This window comes from Paraburkholderia sp. GV068, from assembly GCF_003058125.1.
In the GTDB taxonomy this organism is placed as follows: domain Bacteria; phylum Pseudomonadota; class Gammaproteobacteria; order Burkholderiales; family Burkholderiaceae; genus Paraburkholderia; species Paraburkholderia graminis.
The window spans coordinates 114,380-133,801 of the sequence record NZ_QBUB01000010.1 but is presented as its reverse complement, the minus strand read 5'-3'; the positions used below and the strand labels follow the sequence as shown (position 1 = coordinate 133,801).

General features: G+C 60.7%; 18 protein-coding genes. 6 read left to right on the top strand and 12 right to left on the bottom strand.

Annotation, left to right across the window (positions count from 1 at the left end):
* Positions 1-112: 112 nt before the first annotated feature.
* Entirely contained in the window at positions 113-1,078 is a 966-nt protein-coding gene (locus C8K18_RS20805) for a LysR family transcriptional regulator (RefSeq protein ID WP_107709504.1), read from the top strand.
* Between the two features lie 12 nt (positions 1,079-1,090).
* Here the strand turns inward: C8K18_RS20805 and C8K18_RS20800 are convergent, their stop codons facing one another.
* Together C8K18_RS20800 and C8K18_RS20795 are read right to left on the bottom strand one after the other, a co-directional pair.
* A complete protein-coding gene (locus tag C8K18_RS20800; RefSeq protein WP_107709502.1) occupies positions 1,091-2,077 on the bottom strand; it encodes a zinc-dependent alcohol dehydrogenase family protein in 987 nt (328 codons plus the stop codon).
* A gap of 93 nt (positions 2,078-2,170) precedes the next feature.
* Entirely contained in the window at positions 2,171-2,353 is a 183-nt protein-coding gene (locus C8K18_RS20795) for a hypothetical protein (RefSeq protein ID WP_006049846.1), read from the bottom strand.
* Positions 2,354-2,763: 410 nt separating this feature from the next.
* Between C8K18_RS20795 and C8K18_RS20785 the strand changes: the two genes are divergently transcribed.
* On the top strand, positions 2,764-3,144 hold the full coding sequence (locus C8K18_RS20785) for a DUF3022 domain-containing protein (RefSeq protein ID WP_107709498.1): 381 nt from the start codon (positions 2,764-2,766) through the stop codon (positions 3,142-3,144).
* A 46-nt stretch (positions 3,145-3,190) separates the two neighbouring features.
* On the opposite strand, the gene C8K18_RS20780 is transcribed toward C8K18_RS20785, so the two are convergent.
* A complete protein-coding gene (locus tag C8K18_RS20780; protein ID WP_107709495.1) occupies positions 3,191-3,805 on the bottom strand; it encodes a TetR/AcrR family transcriptional regulator in 615 nt (204 codons plus the stop codon).
* Between the two features lie 83 nt (positions 3,806-3,888).
* On the opposite strand from C8K18_RS20780, the gene C8K18_RS20775 reads away from it, so the two are divergent.
* On the top strand, positions 3,889-5,040 hold the full coding sequence (locus C8K18_RS20775; protein WP_107709493.1) for an MBL fold metallo-hydrolase: 1,152 nt from the start codon (positions 3,889-3,891) through the stop codon (positions 5,038-5,040).
* Positions 5,041-5,060: 20 nt separating this feature from the next.
* On the opposite strand, the gene C8K18_RS20770 is transcribed toward C8K18_RS20775, so the two are convergent.
* From C8K18_RS20770 to C8K18_RS20760, 3 genes are all read right to left on the bottom strand, one after another.
* Positions 5,061-6,146 carry a porin gene (locus tag C8K18_RS20770; RefSeq protein WP_107709491.1) on the bottom strand — a complete coding sequence of 362 codons (1,086 nt, stop codon included), beginning with the start codon at positions 6,144-6,146 and terminating at the stop codon, positions 5,061-5,063.
* Between the two features lie 124 nt (positions 6,147-6,270).
* Positions 6,271-7,572: a dicarboxylate/amino acid:cation symporter gene (locus C8K18_RS20765; protein ID WP_006049851.1), complete on the bottom strand. Its 1,302-nt coding sequence runs from the start codon at positions 7,570-7,572 to the stop codon at positions 6,271-6,273.
* A gap of 150 nt (positions 7,573-7,722) precedes the next feature.
* The gene (locus C8K18_RS20760; RefSeq protein ID WP_107709489.1) at positions 7,723-8,595 is read right to left on the bottom strand and encodes an amidohydrolase; all 873 of its coding nucleotides are present in this window, start codon (positions 8,593-8,595) and stop codon (positions 7,723-7,725) included.
* A 190-nt stretch (positions 8,596-8,785) separates the two neighbouring features.
* Between C8K18_RS20760 and C8K18_RS20755 the strand changes: the two genes are divergently transcribed.
* Entirely contained in the window at positions 8,786-9,715 is a 930-nt protein-coding gene (locus C8K18_RS20755; RefSeq protein WP_107709487.1) for a LysR family transcriptional regulator, read from the top strand.
* A gap of 68 nt (positions 9,716-9,783) precedes the next feature.
* Here C8K18_RS20755 and C8K18_RS20750 read toward each other — a convergent pair whose 3' ends face one another.
* Positions 9,784-10,002: a hypothetical protein gene (locus C8K18_RS20750; RefSeq protein WP_258230481.1), complete on the bottom strand. Its 219-nt coding sequence runs from the start codon at positions 10,000-10,002 to the stop codon at positions 9,784-9,786.
* A gap of 348 nt (positions 10,003-10,350) precedes the next feature.
* On the opposite strand from C8K18_RS20750, the gene C8K18_RS20745 reads away from it, so the two are divergent.
* Positions 10,351-11,361 carry a DUF2891 domain-containing protein gene (locus C8K18_RS20745; RefSeq protein ID WP_029970200.1) on the top strand — a complete coding sequence of 337 codons (1,011 nt, stop codon included), beginning with the start codon at positions 10,351-10,353 and terminating at the stop codon, positions 11,359-11,361.
* Between the two features lie 52 nt (positions 11,362-11,413).
* Here the strand turns inward: C8K18_RS20745 and C8K18_RS20740 are convergent, their stop codons facing one another.
* Entirely contained in the window at positions 11,414-11,839 is a 426-nt protein-coding gene (locus C8K18_RS20740) for a PRC-barrel domain-containing protein (protein ID WP_006049856.1), read from the bottom strand.
* 193 nt (positions 11,840-12,032) lie between these two features.
* On the opposite strand from C8K18_RS20740, the gene C8K18_RS20735 reads away from it, so the two are divergent.
* On the top strand, positions 12,033-14,399 hold the full coding sequence (locus C8K18_RS20735) for a DNA polymerase II (protein ID WP_107709662.1): 2,367 nt from the start codon (positions 12,033-12,035) through the stop codon (positions 14,397-14,399).
* 43 nt (positions 14,400-14,442) lie between these two features.
* Here the strand turns inward: C8K18_RS20735 and C8K18_RS20730 are convergent, their stop codons facing one another.
* The 4 genes from C8K18_RS20730 to C8K18_RS20715 form a co-directional block, all read right to left on the bottom strand.
* Positions 14,443-15,954: an alkaline phosphatase family protein gene (locus C8K18_RS20730; RefSeq protein WP_107709486.1), complete on the bottom strand. Its 1,512-nt coding sequence runs from the start codon at positions 15,952-15,954 to the stop codon at positions 14,443-14,445.
* 190 nt (positions 15,955-16,144) lie between these two features.
* The gene (locus C8K18_RS20725; RefSeq protein WP_107709484.1) at positions 16,145-17,368 is read right to left on the bottom strand and encodes a porin; all 1,224 of its coding nucleotides are present in this window, start codon (positions 17,366-17,368) and stop codon (positions 16,145-16,147) included.
* An 18-nt stretch (positions 17,369-17,386) separates the two neighbouring features.
* Positions 17,387-17,950 (bottom strand): hypothetical protein, encoded by a 564-nt coding sequence (locus tag C8K18_RS20720; protein ID WP_308810922.1) that lies wholly within the window; start codon positions 17,948-17,950, stop codon positions 17,387-17,389.
* 117 nt (positions 17,951-18,067) lie between these two features.
* Positions 18,068-19,411, bottom strand: a complete 1,344-nt coding sequence (locus C8K18_RS20715; protein ID WP_107709482.1) for an MFS transporter — start codon at positions 19,409-19,411, stop codon at positions 18,068-18,070.
* Positions 19,412-19,422: the final 11 nt, after the last annotated feature.

Below are 19,422 nucleotides of genomic sequence, written 5' to 3'. Positions count from 1 at the left end.
CCATTTGCGGGGCACAGTGCACCTATGCTCGGCACAATCGTATTGCCGCTCTTCCAGAACTCCGCGCAATCCGGTATTTTGCTTCGATTCAACTCGATGAGCATGCGCGTTCATGGACCGTCTTGAAGCAATGTCGATTCTGGTGGCCGCGGCGGAAAGCGGCAGCTTCTCCGCTGCCAGCCGCAAGCTGCGCATGCCGCTGCCCACGGTAAGCCGCAAAGTCGCGGAACTGGAGGCGCATCTCAACGCGCGTCTTCTCGTTCGATCGACACGCAAGCTCACGCTCACCGACGCGGGCGTCGCCTATCTCGCGGCCTGCAAGCAGATTCTCGAACAGGTGAGCGAGGCGGAAAGCGCCGCTGCGGGCGAGTACAGCGCGCCGCGCGGAGAACTCGTGGTGACAGCGCCTGTCGTCTTCGGGCGGTTGCATATGCTGCCCGTCGTCAGCGACTTTCTCGCGGCGTTTGCGGAGATAACCGTGCGGCTCGTGCTCGCGGATCGCAACCTGCATCTGCTGGACGAGCATATCGACGTCGCGCTGCGCATCGGCAAGCTGCCCGATAGCAGCATGGTCGCGACGCAGGTGGGCACCGTGGGCCGCGTCGTGTGCGCAAGTCCGCAGTACCTTGCGCAAGCCGGCGAGCCGCAAACGCCTGCCGATCTGGCGCGCTTCTCATGCATCGTTTCGGACGCGTTGCCTTCGAGTTACGTGTGGGAGTTTGGTGGACACCAAGCCCCGCAGCAGACGGTGCCGGTTCGTGCGCGGCTGTCGGTCAATACCGTTGAAGCGGCGATCGATGCCGCCATCGCCGGCGTCGGTTTGACAAACGTGCTGTCGTATCAGGCAGCAAGCGCGGTCAGTGAAGGAAAACTGAAACTGGTGCTGCGCGAGTTCGAGCCCGAGCCGATACCGGTGAGCGTCATGCATGCGGGACAAGGCAAATTGCCGCTGAAAACGCGTAGTTTTATCGATTTCATCGTGCCGCGTCTGCGCGCGGCATTGGCTCGCGATAAGGAAATGCTGCTTGCAAAAGATCTCGCGCGCGGCAAGCATCGACGCGCGTCGCCGGGTCGATAACTCGTTCCGCAATCACCGCATGCGCAACACCGCCGCGCCGCTTAGTCTGCCGTCGCGCAGATCGTCGAGGGCCCGGTTTGCATCCGCGAGCGCATAAGGCGTGGTTTCGATTTGCAACGGCATTCGCGCCGCGAGTTGCATGAAGGCATGACCGTCGGCGCGCGTGAGGTTCGCAACCGAACACACGCGCCGTTCGCCCCACAACAGATCGTAGGGGAACGACGGAATGTCGCTCATATGAATGCCGCCGCACACGACAACGCCGCCCTTCGTCACGGCCCTCAATGCAGCGGGCACGAGTGGCCCGGCCGACGCGAAGATGAGCGCCGCGTCGAGTTGTTCGGGCGGCGTCTCGTCGCTGCCGCCGGCCCAGTGCACCCCGAGCCCCAACGCGAACTGCTGCGCGGCGGTATCGCCCGGACGCGTCAGCGCGAACACCGTGCGGCCCTGGTGCAGCGCCACCTGCGCGACGATATGCGCGGCCGCGCCGAACCCGTAGATGCCGATTGCGCGCGCATCGCCTGCCATGCTCAGTGTGCGATAGCCGATCAGGCCGGCGCATAGCAGCGGTGCCGCTGCGACGTCGGAATAGCGCTCGGGTAAGTGCAGGCAATAACGCGCATCGGCGACCGTGCGCTCCGCGTATCCGCCGTCGATCGTATAGCCCGTAAAGCCCGGAGCGTCGCACAAATTTTCGCGGCCGCTCGTGCAATAGCGGCAGTGGCCACAGGTGTGGCCGATCCACGGCACGCCAACGCGATCGCCCACCTGAAACCCGGCGACGCCGTTGCCCAATGCCGCCACCGTTCCCACGATCTCATGTCCGGGAATGACGGGCCGCTTCGGATGCGCGAGTTCTCCGTCGACGACATGCAAATCCGTTCGGCACACGCCGCACGCGTGAATGTCGATCAGCAACTGGCCAGCCGCCGGTTGCGGATCGGACATGTCGCGCTCATGCAGCACCGCAGCGCTTCCGTCGAACACCATTGCGCGCATGTCATTCCTTCTTGCGTGGCGATGGCGTGGAGCCGCTCCATGTGCTCGCCGTTTGCCGGGCGATGACGCGAACCAAACGCCGGCTTTGCAAGCTTACTGGCTCGCCGCGGATGCGCCTCCCATCGGCGGCGCGACGCTATTGCTCGTGGCAGCCGGCCCGCTCATGCCGGCCGTTCCCGCCGTATCGTTCGAGCCGGAGCGTTTGCATCCGAACGTGCCGCCTGCCAGCGCCGCGATCAATACCGCGACCATTGCCTTGCCTAGAACTCGTTCCATCATCCTCTCCTCACGGGTCGTGAGCGTCGGGCATCGCGCTTCTCGCCGTTGGCGACGCGCGATCGCTTCGACAAATCGTGCGGACGCCGGCGATTGATTGCCTCACAAAGCGCCTTGAAACAGGACGCATGATCGACATGCCGACGCGACACGGCTTCGCAATATGCGACCGCCTTCTGTCCCTGTACAAGTTGCAATCCTGTGTAAAAAGCGCAACCCGTATGCGGCCTGCGCTCGCGTCGGTTATTGCGTCCGCGAACGCGCAGTCCACTGCATCCTCGCGTACATGGTTCGATGTTTGCGAGTTCGCATTGCAGAGTAAGGACGGCAACGCATAATCGGAACGCACGCATGAGTTGCGCCCGCTTTGACGACGCCGCCCTACGAACACACACTATGCGAGGTCAGTCATGCGCGAAACGGACCGGCAGCAGCGGATCGAGGAAATCGAACTGGCGCTCGCGAGCGCCTTTGAATCGCCGAAATCGCCGAGTGTCATTACCTACGATGAAGGCGCCACGTTTTACATGCAGTTGGCGTGGGTTCTGCAATCGCACGGCGATACATCGCTCGATACGCGTTGCGCCGCGACGCTCCGGTTTTCTCAGGCGCAGATAAACCGGTATGCGGCGATGGACACCATCAAGCGCAGGACGATTCAGGAGCGGCTCAAAGCGACTGTACAGACGCGTTTTGCCGAATTGAAAAGCTCGTCCCCACACCAGAACGACTGTGCGCTTGAAGTGAATGTGGATGACAGTCTGTTCGACGTGCCGGAAGAACCTGTTTAATCGCGCGGCAGTTGAATGCGTTGTTGCGCGATAAAACGCTCGCCGCTTACGCGTAGCGCGCGAGAAACATATCCGCCGCGGATTCGGCGATTGTCTGCTGCTCGGTCTCGCTGAGCGGCGGCTGTCCCATCGTCACTTGCGGCCAGAACGCAAACGCCTTGACGAGCCCTTGCAACTGATGCGAGGCAAACACAGGGTCTGCAATTCGCAGACGCTGGTCGGCCGCGGCCGCGCGTATCCACACGGTCAGATCTTCCTCGCGTTCGCCGAGACGCGCGACCATATCGCGCGCGCGTTCGGGCGAATGAATGCCCGCGGCGATCGCAACGCGCGCGAGCGCGAGGAACGCTTCGTCGTTGATAAGCCGCAGTTTGCGCATTAAAAGTTCGATTAGTTGCTCGCGCAACGGCACGCTCGCCCGATACGCGAGTGTCTGGCCGGCGTGACTCGCGTCCCACAACTGCCGCAGTATTTCGGCGAAGAGCGCTTCCTTGCTGGGGAAATGGTTATAGACCGTGCGCTTCGATACATTCGCGCGCGCGGCGATGCGGTCCATGCTGGTGGCGTCGAAACCGGCCGCCAGAAATTCTTCGATCGCCGCGTTAATCACGGCGACACGCTTGCGGTCGGTGAGGCGTTGATGAGTGACGGTGGGGTCCATCCGGAAATTTTACACTGTGCAGTTTACTTTTCGAGATTATAAAGTACACTGCTCAGTCTACTTTCCAACTCGGGACGCCACACATGACATCGCTCCTCGACTCCATCAGCCGGACTTTGGGTTTCGCTGCCGCGAGGCGCGGACGCGAGTTGTCCGCGCTGTCGGCGCAGCATGACGGCGAGCGCTTTCGCAACGTGAAGCCGCGTCCTGTCGAAGGCTTCGGCAAGACCTTGCGCATTGCGTGGAATGTGCTGCTCAACAAGCCGTCGGGCACGGCGCCGCTGGCCACCTTGCCGGTCGACAGATTGACGCGCGAGGATCTCGATGCGGCGCCGGATAGAAGCCTTTACCGGCTCGGACATTCGACCGTGCTGCTCAAGTTGCGCGGTGAGTTCTGGTTAACCGATCCGGTGTTCGCAGAACGCGCTTCACCATTTCGGCGCTTCGGTCCCAAACGTTTTCATGCGCCGCCTATTGCGCTCGAAGATCTGCCGCCGCTTGCCGGCGTGATTCTTTCGCACGACCACTACGACCATCTGGACCACGAAACAGTGCTCGCGCTTGCCGCTACGACAAAGCTCTTTGTCACGCCGCTCGGCGTCGGCGACCGGCTTATCGAATGGGGTATCGACGCGGGCAAGGTCCGTCAACTGGACTGGTGGCAAAGCGTGGAGATCGACGGGATCGCATTCACCGCAACGCCTGGCCAGCATTTCTCGGGGCGCAGCCTGTTCGACGGCAACAGCACGCTGTGGGCGTCGTGGGTTATCGTCGATAACGATTTGCGCGTGTTCTTTAGCGGCGACACGGGCTACTTCGACGGCTTCAGGACTATCGGCGAACGCCTCGGTCCGTTCGACATCGCGCTCGTCGAAACCGGCGCGTACGACGCGCAATGGCCGTACGTCCACATGCAGCCGGAAGAGACGGTACAGGCACACGTCGATTTGCGTGGCCGCTGGCTTGTGCCCATTCACAACGGCACGTTCGATCTCGCGATGCACAGGTGGTATGACCCGTTCGAGCGCGTGCTGGGTCTCGCCGCTGCGCGCGGCGTCGCGCTTTCCACACCACGCATGGGCGAGCGGCTCGACCTCACAGCGCCGCATCGTGGCGAGCGTTGGTGGCGTAACGCAATGGAAGTCGCCGAAGCGCCGCAAACGTCGCGGGGCCTGTTCGCACGTCTGTTCTCGTGCAACACCGCACGGCGCGCGGAACCAGGCAGCAGCGCATAAGGCGGACTGTTTCATCGCACCTAGAAGGTGTGCTGCATTCCCACGCCATATGTGCTGCCTGACGGATTCGCAGTGAGTTTGTCGTATGAATAGACGGTATAGACGAACGTGCGTTTCGACAGAATGTACTCGTAAGCAAGGCTCGCCGTGTTGCGCACGTTGCTGTGATTCAGCGGCGCACTGTGTTTGGTGCGTGCCCACTCGGCGAGTATCACATTCGACGGCGTGAGCGGCACCGAAACGCCCAGTTCATAAGTGTGCGAGCCGGTCTCCACATTGTTATTGCTGGTCATTTGCGCGGCGCCGTAGACCTTCATGAACCTCGCGTCATACGCGGCTCCTGCGAGATAAAGGTACTGACCGCTTGACGGCGCAACCGCCGCAGTGCGTACGCGTTGCGCGGAAAATACCGCCGTGAGCGGTCCTTTTGCGTAGGTCAAATGCAGGCCGATATTGTCGCGCCCCTGGTGCCCCGTCGTGCTGCTTACGCTATAAATCGCGGTGCCCGTGAGCCCACCATAATTTGGCGAAACGTACTCGATTGCGTTTTGCCAGACCGTATCGCCAATCACCGTGTTGCTATAGCTCGCCGTGTACGACTGCACGATCAACGGCGAAAAGACAACGGAAGAACCGAACGGATTGACGAGTTGCTGGTTGATATACGTCGGGTTGGTTTGCTCGCCAAACTTGAACGTGCCGTATGCGCCGGTAAGTCCCACATAGGCGTTGCGTGAAAATAGCCCGTCAGTCGTATTGCGTCCCATCTGCCCGGTATTCGGCCGGAAAAAACTTTCGAGGCTGAAGATCACCGCGTTGCCGCCGCCAATGTCCTCGCGGCCGCGAATGCCCCAAAACGATGTCGTCATTCCGCCGCCGCCCATCTGCACCGTACTCGAGCGTGTCGTGCTGAGTTTGGAACTGTCGACATACATGCCGATCAGGCCGTACATCTGCACCGACGATGAAGACACGGACGCCGCGCCCGCCGCGGCTTGTGAAGAATCGGCGTGCGCGGTGCCGCTCGCCGCCATCGAAAGAACCGTCGCAATGCACGCAGCGTTCACGTGCAGCATGCGGCGCATGGCATTTGTTTTTGTCCACATGAATCATGTCTCCAGACCAGTTTCTATTTTTTGAATGCAAGCGTCCCCTGCTGCGTGCGCGAATGCTCTCGCAGTCATCAGGACACTGCAATGTATTCGGCGGCTAGACCGTCAATTCCTGCGCTTAATCCGTGCGTCGGCGCGACATGCCTGCATTGAGCTTCGATCGATCGAGCTCGTGTTCCCACGCGGAGACGACGAGCGTCGCGACGCCGTTGCCGATCGTGTTCACAATCGCGAGACCTGTACCCATGAAACGGTGAATGCCGAGAATCAGCACCATGCCGGAGACTGGAATGAGCGGGAAAACCAGTAACGTCGAAGTCAGCATCACGAATGCGGCGCCGGCCACGCCGCTCGCTCCTTTCGACGTCAGCATCGCCACGCCCACCAGCGTCAGTTGCTGCATGAGGCTGAGCTCGATGTTGAATGCCTGTGCGATAAAAAGCACGGCCATCGTCAGATAGATGTTGGTGCCGTCGAGATTGAATGAATAGCCGGCCGGAATGACGAGTCCGACAACCGATTTCGAGCAGCCAAGACGCTCGAGCTTTTCGAGCATCTGCGGCAGCGCGGCCTCGGAAGAACTCGTGCCCAGCACAATCAGGATCTCTTCGCGGATATAACTCATGAAGCGCAGAATGCTGAAACCGAGTAGCCGCGAAATCGCGCCGAGCACCACGATCACGAATACGAACAGCGTCGCATAGAAGGCGCCGATCAGTTTCAGCAAAGGCACGACCGCGCCGATACCGTACGTCCCGATCGTGAACGCAATCGAGCCAAAAGCGCCGATCGCGGCCACTTTCATGATGATGTGCACGATGCCGAAAAAGGTATGCGCGAAATAGTCGATCATCGCGATCAGCGGGCGCCCGCGCTCTCCGGTGGCGGCAAGCGCCGCGCCGAACAGCACTGAAATCAGCAGGATTTGCAGTACATTGCCCGATGCAAAAGCGCCTGTGACGGTGTCGGGAATGATGTGCATCAGGAACTCGACTGTATTCTGCTGATGCGCCGCAGTCGTATAACCGGCGAGAGCTTTCGTATCGATGGTGGCCGGATTCAGGTTAAAACCGCTGCCAGGATGAAAGACATGTCCTGCCACGAGCCCGACCACGAGCGAGAGCGTCGACACGATTTCGAAGTAGAGCAGCGCCTTGCCGCCTACTCGCCCGACCTTCTTCATGTCGCCCATTCCGGCAATGCCGGTCACAACGGTGCAGAAGATAATTGGCCCGATCACCATCTTGATCAGCTTGATGAACGCGTCGCCAAGCGGTTTCATCTTCACGGCAAGCGACGGCGCGAAATGCCCAAGCAGCACGCCAATAACGATCGCGACGAACACATGAAAGTAAAGCGTGCGATAGAACGGCTTCCTTGCGCCGGACGCGGACGAGGTCATGACGGCGCTCTCGCTCATGAAGCCGCTCCTGCTCGAATGACGCGGGCATTAGTGCTGATCATCTTTGTCTCCATCGGGAATAGTGAGCGGAAAGCCGATATATATACAGGTCGCTTTCCACAGAGCTGCCATCTGATGCGGCAGTTCTCGATACCGGTACAGCGTCAACTACGATGAGCGAAAGCCGTAAAGCCGCGCGGGATTCGTCACCAGCAGCTTTTCGCGCAATGCCTCGTCGGGGCAGAAACGGAACAGCAGGTCGACCAGTTCGCCATCGTTCGGCATATCCTTGCTGATGTTCGGATGCGGCCAATCGGTGCCCCACAGTACCCGGTCCGGCGCGGCGTCGATGAGTGCTTGCGCGAATGGAATCGCATCGTCGAACGGCCGGTAGCCTGCCGAAACGCGCTCGGAACCGCATACCTTGACCCATGCGAGCGGATTGCGCATGAGATCGAGTAGTTGGCGAAAGGGCTGCTGATCGAGTCCCGCTTCAGCACGCACACGGCCCATGTGATCGATCACGAACGGGACGTTGATGCGCGCGATCCGCTCCGCGTATTGCAGAATGTCCTGCGCGTCCAGATGTAACACGACATGCCAGCCAAGTTGCTCGATGCGTTCGAGTACACGGTCGAACACATCGAGATCCGGCGCGCCGCCAAGATGAGCGACGAAGTTAAAACGCACGCCTCGCACACCGCGCGCGTCGAGGTCGGCGAGTTGCGCATCGGTCACATCGCCGTCGACGATCGCGACGCCGCGATAACGGCCGTCACTTCGGGCAATCGCGTCGAGCATCGCGGTGTTGTCGGTGCCATGACAGCTCGCTTGCACGATCACGCCGCGACTCACGCCGAGAAAATCGTGCAGCGCGACGAGTTGCTCGAAAGGCGCGTCGGGCGGCGTGTAGCTGCGATCCGGCGCATACGGGAAAACGTCGGCGGGACCAAAGACATGACAATGCGCGTCGCAGGCGCCGGCGGGCAGTCGCTGCGCGGGACGGACAGGATGGGGATCGGGCGGCAAGCAGGATTTCATATGTGCTTCGTCTCTATCTGGTTCTGATGGCCGCGGCGCGGCTGCGTGCGGCGGCTGCGTGCGGCGGCTGCGGCGCGGCTGAGTGCGGCTGCGTATGTAAGCTGGAGTAAGCGGATTGTGGCGGCACGCGCGGCTCGATACAATCGCTATACCAAACTAGCTGATATGTGTTTTTCACATAGCTCTCATCATGGACCTCAAGCAGTTGGAAGCGTTTGTGCACGTCGCCGAACTCGGCAGCTTTACGCGCGCTGCGATTACGCTCGACACCAATCAGCCGGCACTCAGCAGGCTCGTGCGGCAACTCGAAGTCGAATTGCGTCACACGCTGCTCGAACGCAATGGCCGCGGCGTCACGCTCACGCCGGCTGGTCAGCGAATGCTGGCTCATTCCAAAGGGATACTTTCGCAGGTGCAGCGCGCGTCACAGGATCTCGACGAATTGCGCGGCACCGTCGGCGGGCACTTTTGCATCGGCATTACGCCGAGCTTCGCGAAAGTCGCCACCCATGAACTCGTGCGCAGTTTTCGTACGTCGTTTCCGGGCGCGACTATTTCCGTTGCCGAGGGACTGTCGACCTATCTGATCGAATGGTTGATGATGGGCCGAGTGGACGCCGCGGTTCTCTACGACACGTTCGACACACCGCTAATCGACAAGCGCACTGTCTTTACCGAGGAACTCTTTCTGATCGGCGCGGATGACGGCAAACCAGTTGCAAAGGCCGCGCGCGAGACGGTTAAAACCATCGCACTGCGCGACATTCCACGCTATCCGCTCGTCATTCCGGGCCGCATGCATGCAATCCGGCGCATGCTCGAATCGGTTGCGGCCGAACAAGGCGTGAGACTCGATATCGAACTCGAAGTGGACGCCGTGTCGTCGATTCTCGATCTGGTCAGCGAGGGCATCGGCTATGCGGTGCTGCCACTCAACGCAACCGTGAGCGACGCGCTCAAGCGGCGCTTTCGCGTGATCCGCATTACCGAGCCAACTCTGTTCAGCCGGCTCGCCATTGCAACGAGCAGCAAGCACACGCTGTCGCAACTCGCGGTTCAGGCGATTGCAATGCTCGAGGAGCGGGTATTGCCTCTTTATAGCGCAGTGCGCAGCCAGTAAGAAAAGAGAAGGCAATAGAGGCGGAGAACTCCGGCTATCGCTTCTAACGCCGCCAACAAGCCGAAGCCTCAATCCGTGACGATCACTGCAACGGCTTTCGCCTGTTTCAATTCGAATGTACTGAGCCGCCCCGCGCGAACGTCGAGTACCAGACGCTCGATCAATTCGGCTTCGCGCTGCTGATCCAGGTCAACGTCCGTTGCGGACGCAATCTTGTCGAGGCTTAGGCGTCGGCGCGCCAGCAGGAAATTGACGGCGCTGGCACGCCGCATAAAGAACTGCTCCATCTTCGTGTTTCTTCGTGTCGTCAGTGCAAAGACGCATTGCTTGTAGCGGAGCGCGACGTTAGCACGCGCATAAAGGCGGCCATAACGGTGTAAAGAACTGGAAAGAAACGCGGCTTGGACGCCGTGTCCGCTTGCGCTCACCTCCAGGCATCTTCAAACCCATCGCCGCAGCTTTAGCTGCAGTTGCGCGTCGTTCGCAGCCGCAAACGCTAACATCGCGGCATTCCCGCTGCTGCGACTAGAATATCCAGCATACATCCGGCGGAGAACCACGCTCGCCGCTTTGCTATTGTCGGCCGCGAATACGATACTAATGGCCTGTTCTTATTCCGCCTCGAGGAACCGCCGATGACCGCCCTGCTCACTCGCGAATCCGCGTCGAAATTCGCCAATCTCGCGCTCGCTCATCTCACACGCGAATACCCAAACAAACTCACGCATTCGCTGGCCGGTCCGCAAGACGTACAAAGCCCCCGCGCATTGCATCCGATTTTTTACGGCAGCTACGACTGGCATTCGTGCGTGCATGGCTACTGGCTGGTTCTTCATCTTATCGAGCGCTTCCCGGACTTGCCGGAAGCAGAACGTATCGTCGCCGTGGTGGACGAGCATTTGACGGCGGCGAACGTAGCCGGGGAACGCGCTTATCTCGAGTTGCCGCATAACCTGGGCTTCGAGCGGCCTTATGGCTGGGCTTGGTTGCTCGCGCTCAGCGCGCAATTGCATTCGTCGAAGCTCTCGCATGCCGCGCGCTGGTCGAAGACTTTCGCGCCGCTTACCGAGATCTTCGTCGAACGTTTCGAGACGTTTCTGCCGAAAGCCACTTATCCGCTGCGCGTCGGCACGCATTTCAACATGGCATTCGCGCTTGCGCTCACGCTGGATTTCGCGCGGCAAACTTCGCGCGGCTCGCTGGAGGCGTTGATTGTCAGCACCGCGGAGCGCTGGTTTTTGCACGACGTAGCGTGCCAGGCATGGGAGCCCGCCGGCGACGAATTCCTCTCGCCCTCGCTGATGGAAGCGGAATTGATGCGGCGTGTGTTGCCGTCCGCGCAATTCGTCGACTGGTTTGGGCGCTTTCTGCCCGACCTCGGCGCAAAAAAGCCGGCTACGTTATTCGAACCCGTTACGGTAACGGACCGCACCGACGGCAAGATCGCGCATCTCGACGGTCTCAATCTGAGCCGCGCCTGGTGCCAGCGCTCGCTGGCTCGCGCACTGCCGGCAGGCGACATACGACGCACGGCATTGCTCGATGCAGCCGAGCGTCACTTGCAAAGTGCGCTGCCTCATGTGGCCGGAGACTACATGGGCGAGCATTGGCTCGGGACGTTCGCCACGCTCGCCCTGGAGGCGTAAAGCAGTTGCGGGCCGGCCCTTCTAATCGGCCTGCCCGCACGCCGCTTTTACATCACTGCGTCGACAGCTTCTTCGGCTTCGGCGGCGCCTGCACCTTGCTGTACTGAAACTCGGGCGTCGCCTTCAACGCTGCCTTCGTCGCGCCCGGCAGATAGAAGTTGCCCGAGCGAACGTCGAGTGCCGCAATAGGCACCGCTACATCATGCGACGCAACGCCGAGAAAGCCGCCCGCGGCGACAATCGCTGCGGAAAGAGAACCATCCGGCGCCACCACCAGATCGCGGATCGAACCGATCTTCTCATTCTGATCGTTGTACACGGCCTTGCCGAGAATGCTCTTCTTCACGCTCCAGCCGCTCAGCAGCGCATTCGATTGTTCGATAGTCACGCCGAGCGGTTGCGTGCCGGCAACTTGCGCCTGCGCGCCGAAACTCGCTGCGGCAACCGCAGCGGCTACCAGAAGTTTGCCCAAAGTCATTTCATTTACTCCGTTTTTTTAGAAGACTGACCGGCGCAGGATCGCGCCGAGAGAAGCGCTGCCAACTCATCATACCGGCTACGTCGCGCGGCTGCAGACACGGTGCCATTGGCATCACGCGCTGCGGCTTGCGCGCGACGGTAGAATTGCATCAGGCGACAACACGCCTTTCGCAAGATCCAGGGTGGTGAGTTTGACAAAGCTCGAGCAGGGTTTCATTTTGACGCGGCATTGGCGGGACGCGCCCGCCGGCACCGAAGTCGATTTCTGGCTGGCAACCGACGGCGGGCCTCGTCACGTGCGTTTGCGCCATCAAACGTCCGTGGCATTCGTGCCCGCGGAACAGCGCGAGCGCGTCGAATCCATCTTGCGCCGCGAGGCGCCTCTCGATCTGCGTCCGCTGGAACTGCGCGACTTCCATCACCGGACGGTAATGGGACTTTACTGCCCGCAATATCGACAGTTGACCGGCCAGGAAAAACGCTTGAAGCAAGGCGGCGTGGATGTCTATGAAGCCGACATCTTTCCGCCCGAGCGCTACATGATGGAGCGTTTCATCACTGCGCCAGTGTGGTTCGGCGGCGAACAGCAAAGCGACGGTACGCTCGTCAATGGCGAATTGAAGCCGGCCGCGGACTATCGTCCTTCATTGAAACTCGTGTCGCTCGATATCGAAACGAGTGTGCATGCCGAACTCTATTCGATTGCATTGGAAGGCTGCGGTCAGCGCCAGGTGTACATGCTAGGACCGCCGAATGGCGATGCGGGCCAACTCGACTTCGACCTCGAATACTGCGAAACGCGCGCCCAGTTGCTTGAAAAGCTCAACACATGGATAGAGCGGCATGATCCCGATGCGATCATCGGATGGAATCTCGTGCAATTCGATTTGCGTGTGCTGCAGCAGCATGCCGAGCAATACCGCGTGCCTTTGAGACTCGGCCGCGGCGGCGCGGTGATGGAGTGGCGCGAACACGGCCTGAAGCAGAATCACTATTTTGCGGGCGCTGCGGGGCGCCTGATTATCGACGGCATCGAGGCGCTGCGTTCGGCCACCTGGAGCTTTCCCTCGTTCAGCCTCGAGCATGTGTCGCAAACGGTACTGGGCGAAGGCAAATCCATCGACAATCCGTATCAGCGCATGGACGAAATCCAGCGCCGCTTCGACGAGGACAAGCCCGCACTCGCCCGGTACAACCTGAAGGATTGCGAGCTCGTCACGCGCATCTTCGCGAAGACGGAACTGCTGCCGTTTCTGCTGGAGCGCGCCACTGTGACCGGGCTGCCCGCGGATCGCAGCGGCGGCTCGGTCGCTGCGTTCACGCATTTGTATATGCCGCGAATGCATCGGCAAGGCTACGTCGCGCCCAATATCGGCGACGTGGCCGGCGCCGCGAGTCCCGGCGGTTTCGTGATGGACTCGCGCCCGGGCTTATACGATTCGGTGCTGGTGCTCGATTACAAAAGCCTGTATCCGTCGATCATTCGCACTTTTCTGATCGACCCTGTCGGGCTCGTGGAGGGCATGCTGAATCCCGGCGACGATCAGTCCGTACCCGGCTTTCTCGGCGCGCGTTTTTCACGCACGCGTCATTGTCTGCCGTCGATTGTCAGTCAGGTATGGCAAGGTCGCGAAACCGCGAAACGCGAGCACAACAAGCCGCTTTCGCAGGCGCTGAAGATCATCATGAATGCGTTTTACGGCGTGCTCGGCTCGACCGGCTGCCGCTTTTTCGATCCGCGTCTTGCCTCGTCGATAACCATGCGCGGCCACGAAATCATGCACCGCACGCGCGAGCTGATTCAGGCCGAAGGTTATGAAGTCATTTACGGCGACACGGATTCGACCTTCGTCTGGCTGCGGCACGCGCACAACGAAGAAGAAGCGGGCCGCATCGGACGCGCGCTCGTCGAGCATATCAACGCGTGGTGGCGGCAGGATTTACAACAGCGCTTCGGACTCGACAGTGCACTCGAATTGCAATTCGAGCGGCATTACCGGCGCTTCTTCATGCCGACCATTCGCGGCGCGGAAGAAGGCAGCAAGAAGCGCTATGCCGGTCTCACGGTATCGGCGGATGGCAGCGAAGAGATCGTCTATAAAGGACTCGAAACGGTTCGCACCGACTGGACTCCGCTCGCGCAGCAGTTTCAGCAGGAACTCTATAGACGCATCTTCACGCAGCAGCCGTATCAGGATTACGTGCGCGACTATGTGCGCGATACGCTCGCCGGCAAGCTGGACGATCAGCTCGTCTATCGCAAGCGTCTGCGCAGACCGCTCGGCGACTACGAACGCAACGTGCCGCCGCACGTGCGCGCCGCGCGCGTGGCCGACGAATTCAATCGCCGGCAAGGGCGTCCGCTGCAATATCAGAACGGCGGCTGGATCAGCTATGTGATGACGATTGCCGGCCCCGAGCCGCTCGAAACGCTGCGTTCCGCGATCGACTACGAACACTATCTCACGCGTCAATTGCAACCCGTTGCGGATGCAATCTTGCCGCTGTTGCGCGACGACTTTACACGGCTCACGTCCGGTCAAAAGCAGTTGTTCTGACGCCGCGCGACTCAGGGCTAACAGATCTTCTCAATCGCAACCATTACCTCGGAGCAGGGAAGCCGAGGGCGTCCGCCTTCGTGCGCAACTCGGCGAAACGGCCGCCTGGCGCACTCATGGCCGTATTCGGCATGAGTTGGCTCTTGTCCAGTTGCGCAATGCCGCTCGCGCCCGCGCCCGCCGTCGACAAATTCGAGCATGCCGAGCCGAACGTGCCTTGTGCCACCGCGATGGCCGGCGCGTGCGTGCGCGCGGGATCGGTAAAGTCGAGCGCGTAGGCCATATTGAATGTCGCCGAATCGCTTGCGCGCACACCGAGTGGATCGAGACCGAAACGCCATGCGAGCAACTGGTGAATCGAACTCGGATCGAACGGATAGCGCGACACATAATTGGCGCGCACACGCGGCCCGAACAGCATGCAGGGCACGCGAAAGCCGAGCCTTCCGTCGTTGCCGAGCGAAGCCTCCGCACTCGACACCGGCTTCACGGGCGGCGCCACATGCTCCATGAAACCGCCCCACTCGTCGTACACGAGGATCATCAGCGTTCTGCTCCAGTTCGGGCTCGTGCGTAACGCGTCGTAGATCTGGCCGAGCAGCACCTGGCCGTTGCGCACGTCGGCATGCGGATGATCGTCGTTCGACGTACCCTGCGCTTCACCGCCAAAGCTCGGATCGACCATGCAGAACGAGGGCAAAGTACCTGCGGCTGCGTCGGAGAGAAAGTCGGAGAAGAGCTTTGAGCGGCCCACGTACCGCGTTCCGTAAAGCGCGGTGAACGGCACGTCGTGGAAGTAGTACGTCGACGAAATGTTCTTTGCGTCGAGACGGTCCCAGATGGTCGGCAACGACGAGGTGTCGAGCGTGTCGGACAAGCGGTCCGTTTGTCCGCTATGCAGATACACGCGGTTTGGATAAGTGTCCGCGAGAATGCCGCTCATGTAGTAGTCGCACACGGTGTACTGCGTGACTGCGCCGCGATAGAAGTCGAGATCCGCGGACTGGAAATAGCCGATCGGAAGCAGGTCGCCGCGCGTGAGGCTTGTACCGGCCGTGAGCAGGAAGCCGTTCATTGCGCCATTGGCGAGATGAACGCGTCCAGCATCGTATGAATGATTCGGGTCCGCGAACGAGCACGCCTGGAAGCCATACGCGGGGTTCGTGGCAAGCGCGAACGGCGTGTGTGTTTCGCCGAACACGTCCTTGAAGTTCCGACCGGTCTGCGCGGTTTCCGCATTCGGGACCCAGCCCAGCAGATGATCGAATGAACGGTTTTCCATCGTCACCAGCACGACATGGTCGATGCCCGAGGTAGCGGGATCGGGTAGCGCGGGACGCGGGAGATTCGCACGGGCGGGCGGAATCGTGCCGACGGGCTGCGATCCGCCTGAGCCGGAGCCGCCATTGCTGTCGCCTCCACCGCCTCCTCCACAAGCCGACAATGCGATGGACCCTGCAAGCGCCGCGAGCACCTTGCGACGGCTCGGATCGGCGGGATCAGCCGGGGCGGCCAGGGTGGCCGGAGTGGCGAGTGTCGTGGGCTTGCTCGTCATGATCGTCTCCCTTATTAACTGCTTGCTGTTTTCGCGGAAGAATTCGCGACGCGGCTCCTGAAATACCGCGAGGCGATTTCGTGCAACAAGGGAGCAATTACTGTTCCGCGACAACAAAAAAGCCGGGCTGACGCATGCAATACATACATGCAGCCCGGCTTTTCAAACGACCGCAAACTCAATCCATTCGTCAGAAGCGGTGAATGATGCCCACGCCGAAAGCGAACTGATTGCCGGTCGTCGACGGCGCGGTGTTGTAGCCGTCGCCAAGCGTCGCCGTGGCGTCGATGATCTGCCCAGCCCCATTCGTGCCGAGCGTCTTCCCCTTCGCATGTTGATACGCTTCCAGCGCGTAAAGGCCAGTGCGTTTTGAAAGCGAGTAGTACTGGGACAGGTTGAACTGGTGATACTGCGCGCTGTCTTCAATGCCGTTCGCTCGTGTCGCGCGCGTGTAGCTGTAGCCCGCGCCGAAATCCCACGCGACCATCGGCTTCCAGTGCAACACGAGACCGCCTGTATTGAAGATGGCCGTGTCGTGGAATTTCGAGCCTGTGCCCGGAATGTACTGCACGTTCGTATAGGTCGCCGTGACGTCCCACGCGCTGTTAAACGTATAACCGCCACCCACTGCGAAACGCTGCTGCGCCTGCGCGGTCTGATAGCCGTTCGTCACCGCGGATACGCCGATCTGCGAGCCGCCGTTCGTTGTCGTGGAATCCGCGCCCCATGTGCCGCCGCCGAGCGTCGAGTTGTTGATCCGCGAGAAGCCGACCGCGAGGCCGATCGGACCCAACGCATATTGCGCCGCAGTGGACCATGTCGAGCCGCGGTTCGTGCTGCCGGCCACGCCGCCGAGCGAATACGAACCGCTCACAGTCAGACCGTATAGTTTCGGCGACGTGTATTCGAGCGTGTTGTTCGCGCGGTAAATCGTATCGAGACCGTCGACGTCGCCAGGATGCGCGCCATAGTAGCCGGTGAGCCAGGTCGTCGGACTATACGGCGAAAGCATCTGGTAGTACGACGCATATTGGCGACCCGCCGTGAAAGTACCGTACGCGGGATTGGTAACGCCGACCCAGGCCTGGCGGCCGAACATCGCATTGCTGTATTGCTGCGCGCCCGTCCCCGAGTTAAAGCCTGATTCAAGCTGGAAAATGACCTTCGTGCCGCCGCCGAGATCTTCCCCGCCTTTAAGGCCAAGGCGACTGCCAGCCCATACACCGGGCGTGAACTTGACAGCGGATTTGCCGCCGCTCGTCGAGCCCAGCGTGGACGTCTGATTGCTGGTGTAAGAAAGGCCGTTATCGACAATACCGTACAACGTCACGCTGCTTTGCGCGAAGGCCGGCACTGAGGCCGCCAGCGCCGCGCCGAATAGCGCGACGTCAATTCCCCTGAGACTTCTTTTCATTCTCCCGATCTCCAATTGCTACGTCTTTGTTGAAATACTTTTTTGCGCTTCTCTTTCGAACCGGCGCTTCACCGTCAATGCAAGCGGCACGGTGAAGAAGATGTGAGACATAAAGCCGCCGATAATCACCGCGGGGTCGTAGTAGTTCGGGTGATTATCTGAAGCGATCATGATGGCCACGTGCATGACGATCCACGCGAGCACCGCATAGAAGAGTGCGACGAGCGTCGCTTCAATGCCGCGTCGGCGAAAGTATGGCCAGACGGCGGAGAACAGCACGCCCCATGCAATCGCGAACACGAAATGAATACCCGTGCCCACTACGTAGGCCCATATACCGATCGACTCCTGCACGCCCTTGCCGAATACGAGACCCGTTGCGTTGCGCGGAATGCCGGCGAGCGGCATCAGATGCTGCGCGCCGACCCAGATCAACGCCTCGTAAATCCAGATGATCACCGCGCCGAGCAATCCGCCCGCCACGCCCGCGCGAATCATTGCCTGACGATTGGGCCACGTCCACCGGGACGAAAGTTCTGTTCTTTTAAACTCGCTCGCGCTTGCACTCAACTTGCCGTCCATGTCTGCTCCCGGATAAACGCGCTGTAGATGTAGTAAGCGCGCTGTGTTCGCGTTCGATACAAGAACGGAGGCGCAAGCTGAACGCCGCAAGTTCTCGCCACTCACTGCAAAACAGATCTATGCGTCGGCAACCGGACTCGTAATGAAACGCAAGGCAAGCCGGTTCATCCCGATTGCCACGGCCGCGATAATGGCGGGAACCGCAAGCACCGAAAACACGACCTGGAAGCTGAATCCGAGCGACAGCAACGCGCCGCCCACGAGCGAACCGAGAATGCCGCCGAGCCGCCCAAAGCCGAGCATCCAGCTCACGCCGGTTGCGCGAGCGCGGGTCGGATAGCAGCTTGGCGCGAGTGCATTGAGCCCCGTCTGCGCACCGCTCATGAAGAAGCCCGCACACGTGACGAGAACCGGCAACAAACTCGACTTCAGTGTGCCCATGCCGAGCGCGAAGATAAACACGCCGCCAAGCAGATACGCGGCGCCAATCACGCCGTTGCGATCCAGACGGTCCATCGCGAAGCCCACCGCGACGGCGCCAATCGTGCCGCCCAACTGGAACATGCCGGTGATCGCAGCCGCGCGTTCGACGGGCAAGCCGGCGTCCTTGATCAGCGTCGGCAGCCAGCCGGTCAACAGATAAATGATGAGAAGGCCCATGAAATACGTGAGCCACAGCATCAGCGTGCTGAGCGCGTAACCATCGGCGAATAACATGCGCACCGGCGCCTTTGCCGCAACCACGGGTTCGGGCGACGTGAAACGCACGTCCTTGTCGAACAGGTGGCCGCAGACGCGTCCGAGCGTCGCCGCGATACGTTCGTTCGGCATCTTGCGCACCAGCATCAGGCGAGCGGACTCTGGCAAGAGCCACAACAAAAGCGGCACGCTCACGATCGGCAGGATGCCGCCGAACATGAACACCGAGCGCCAGCCGTAGTGCGGAATCAGCGAGGCCGCGACGAAGCCGCCCGCTCCCGAGCCGAAATTGAAGCCCGTAAACATGATGGTGAGCAGCAGCGAACGGCTGCGCGACGGCACGTATTCGGAAAGCAGCGTCGTCGAATTCGGCATGGCCGCGCCGAGTCCGAGGCCAGTGAGAAAACGCAATACGACGAGTTGTACAGGCGTTTCGGCGAACGCGCAGATCAGGCTGAAAAAGCCGAAGCAGAATACAGAAGCGATCAATACCTTCTTGCGTCCGATGCGATCGGCAATCGGACCCGCGGCCAATGCGCCGACCGCGAGGCCGACCATCGCAGCGCTCATCACCGGACCAAACGCGGTACGGCTCACGCTCCAGTCATGCATGATGACGGGCGCGACGAAACCCATCACGGCCGTATCGAGGCCGTCCATCATGACGATCACAAAGCACAGAACGAGGACGAGCCATTGATAGGGCGACACCTTGCGCGCGTCGATAAACGCCTTGATGTCGACTGATTCTGCAGATTTCATGCTTGTCTCCG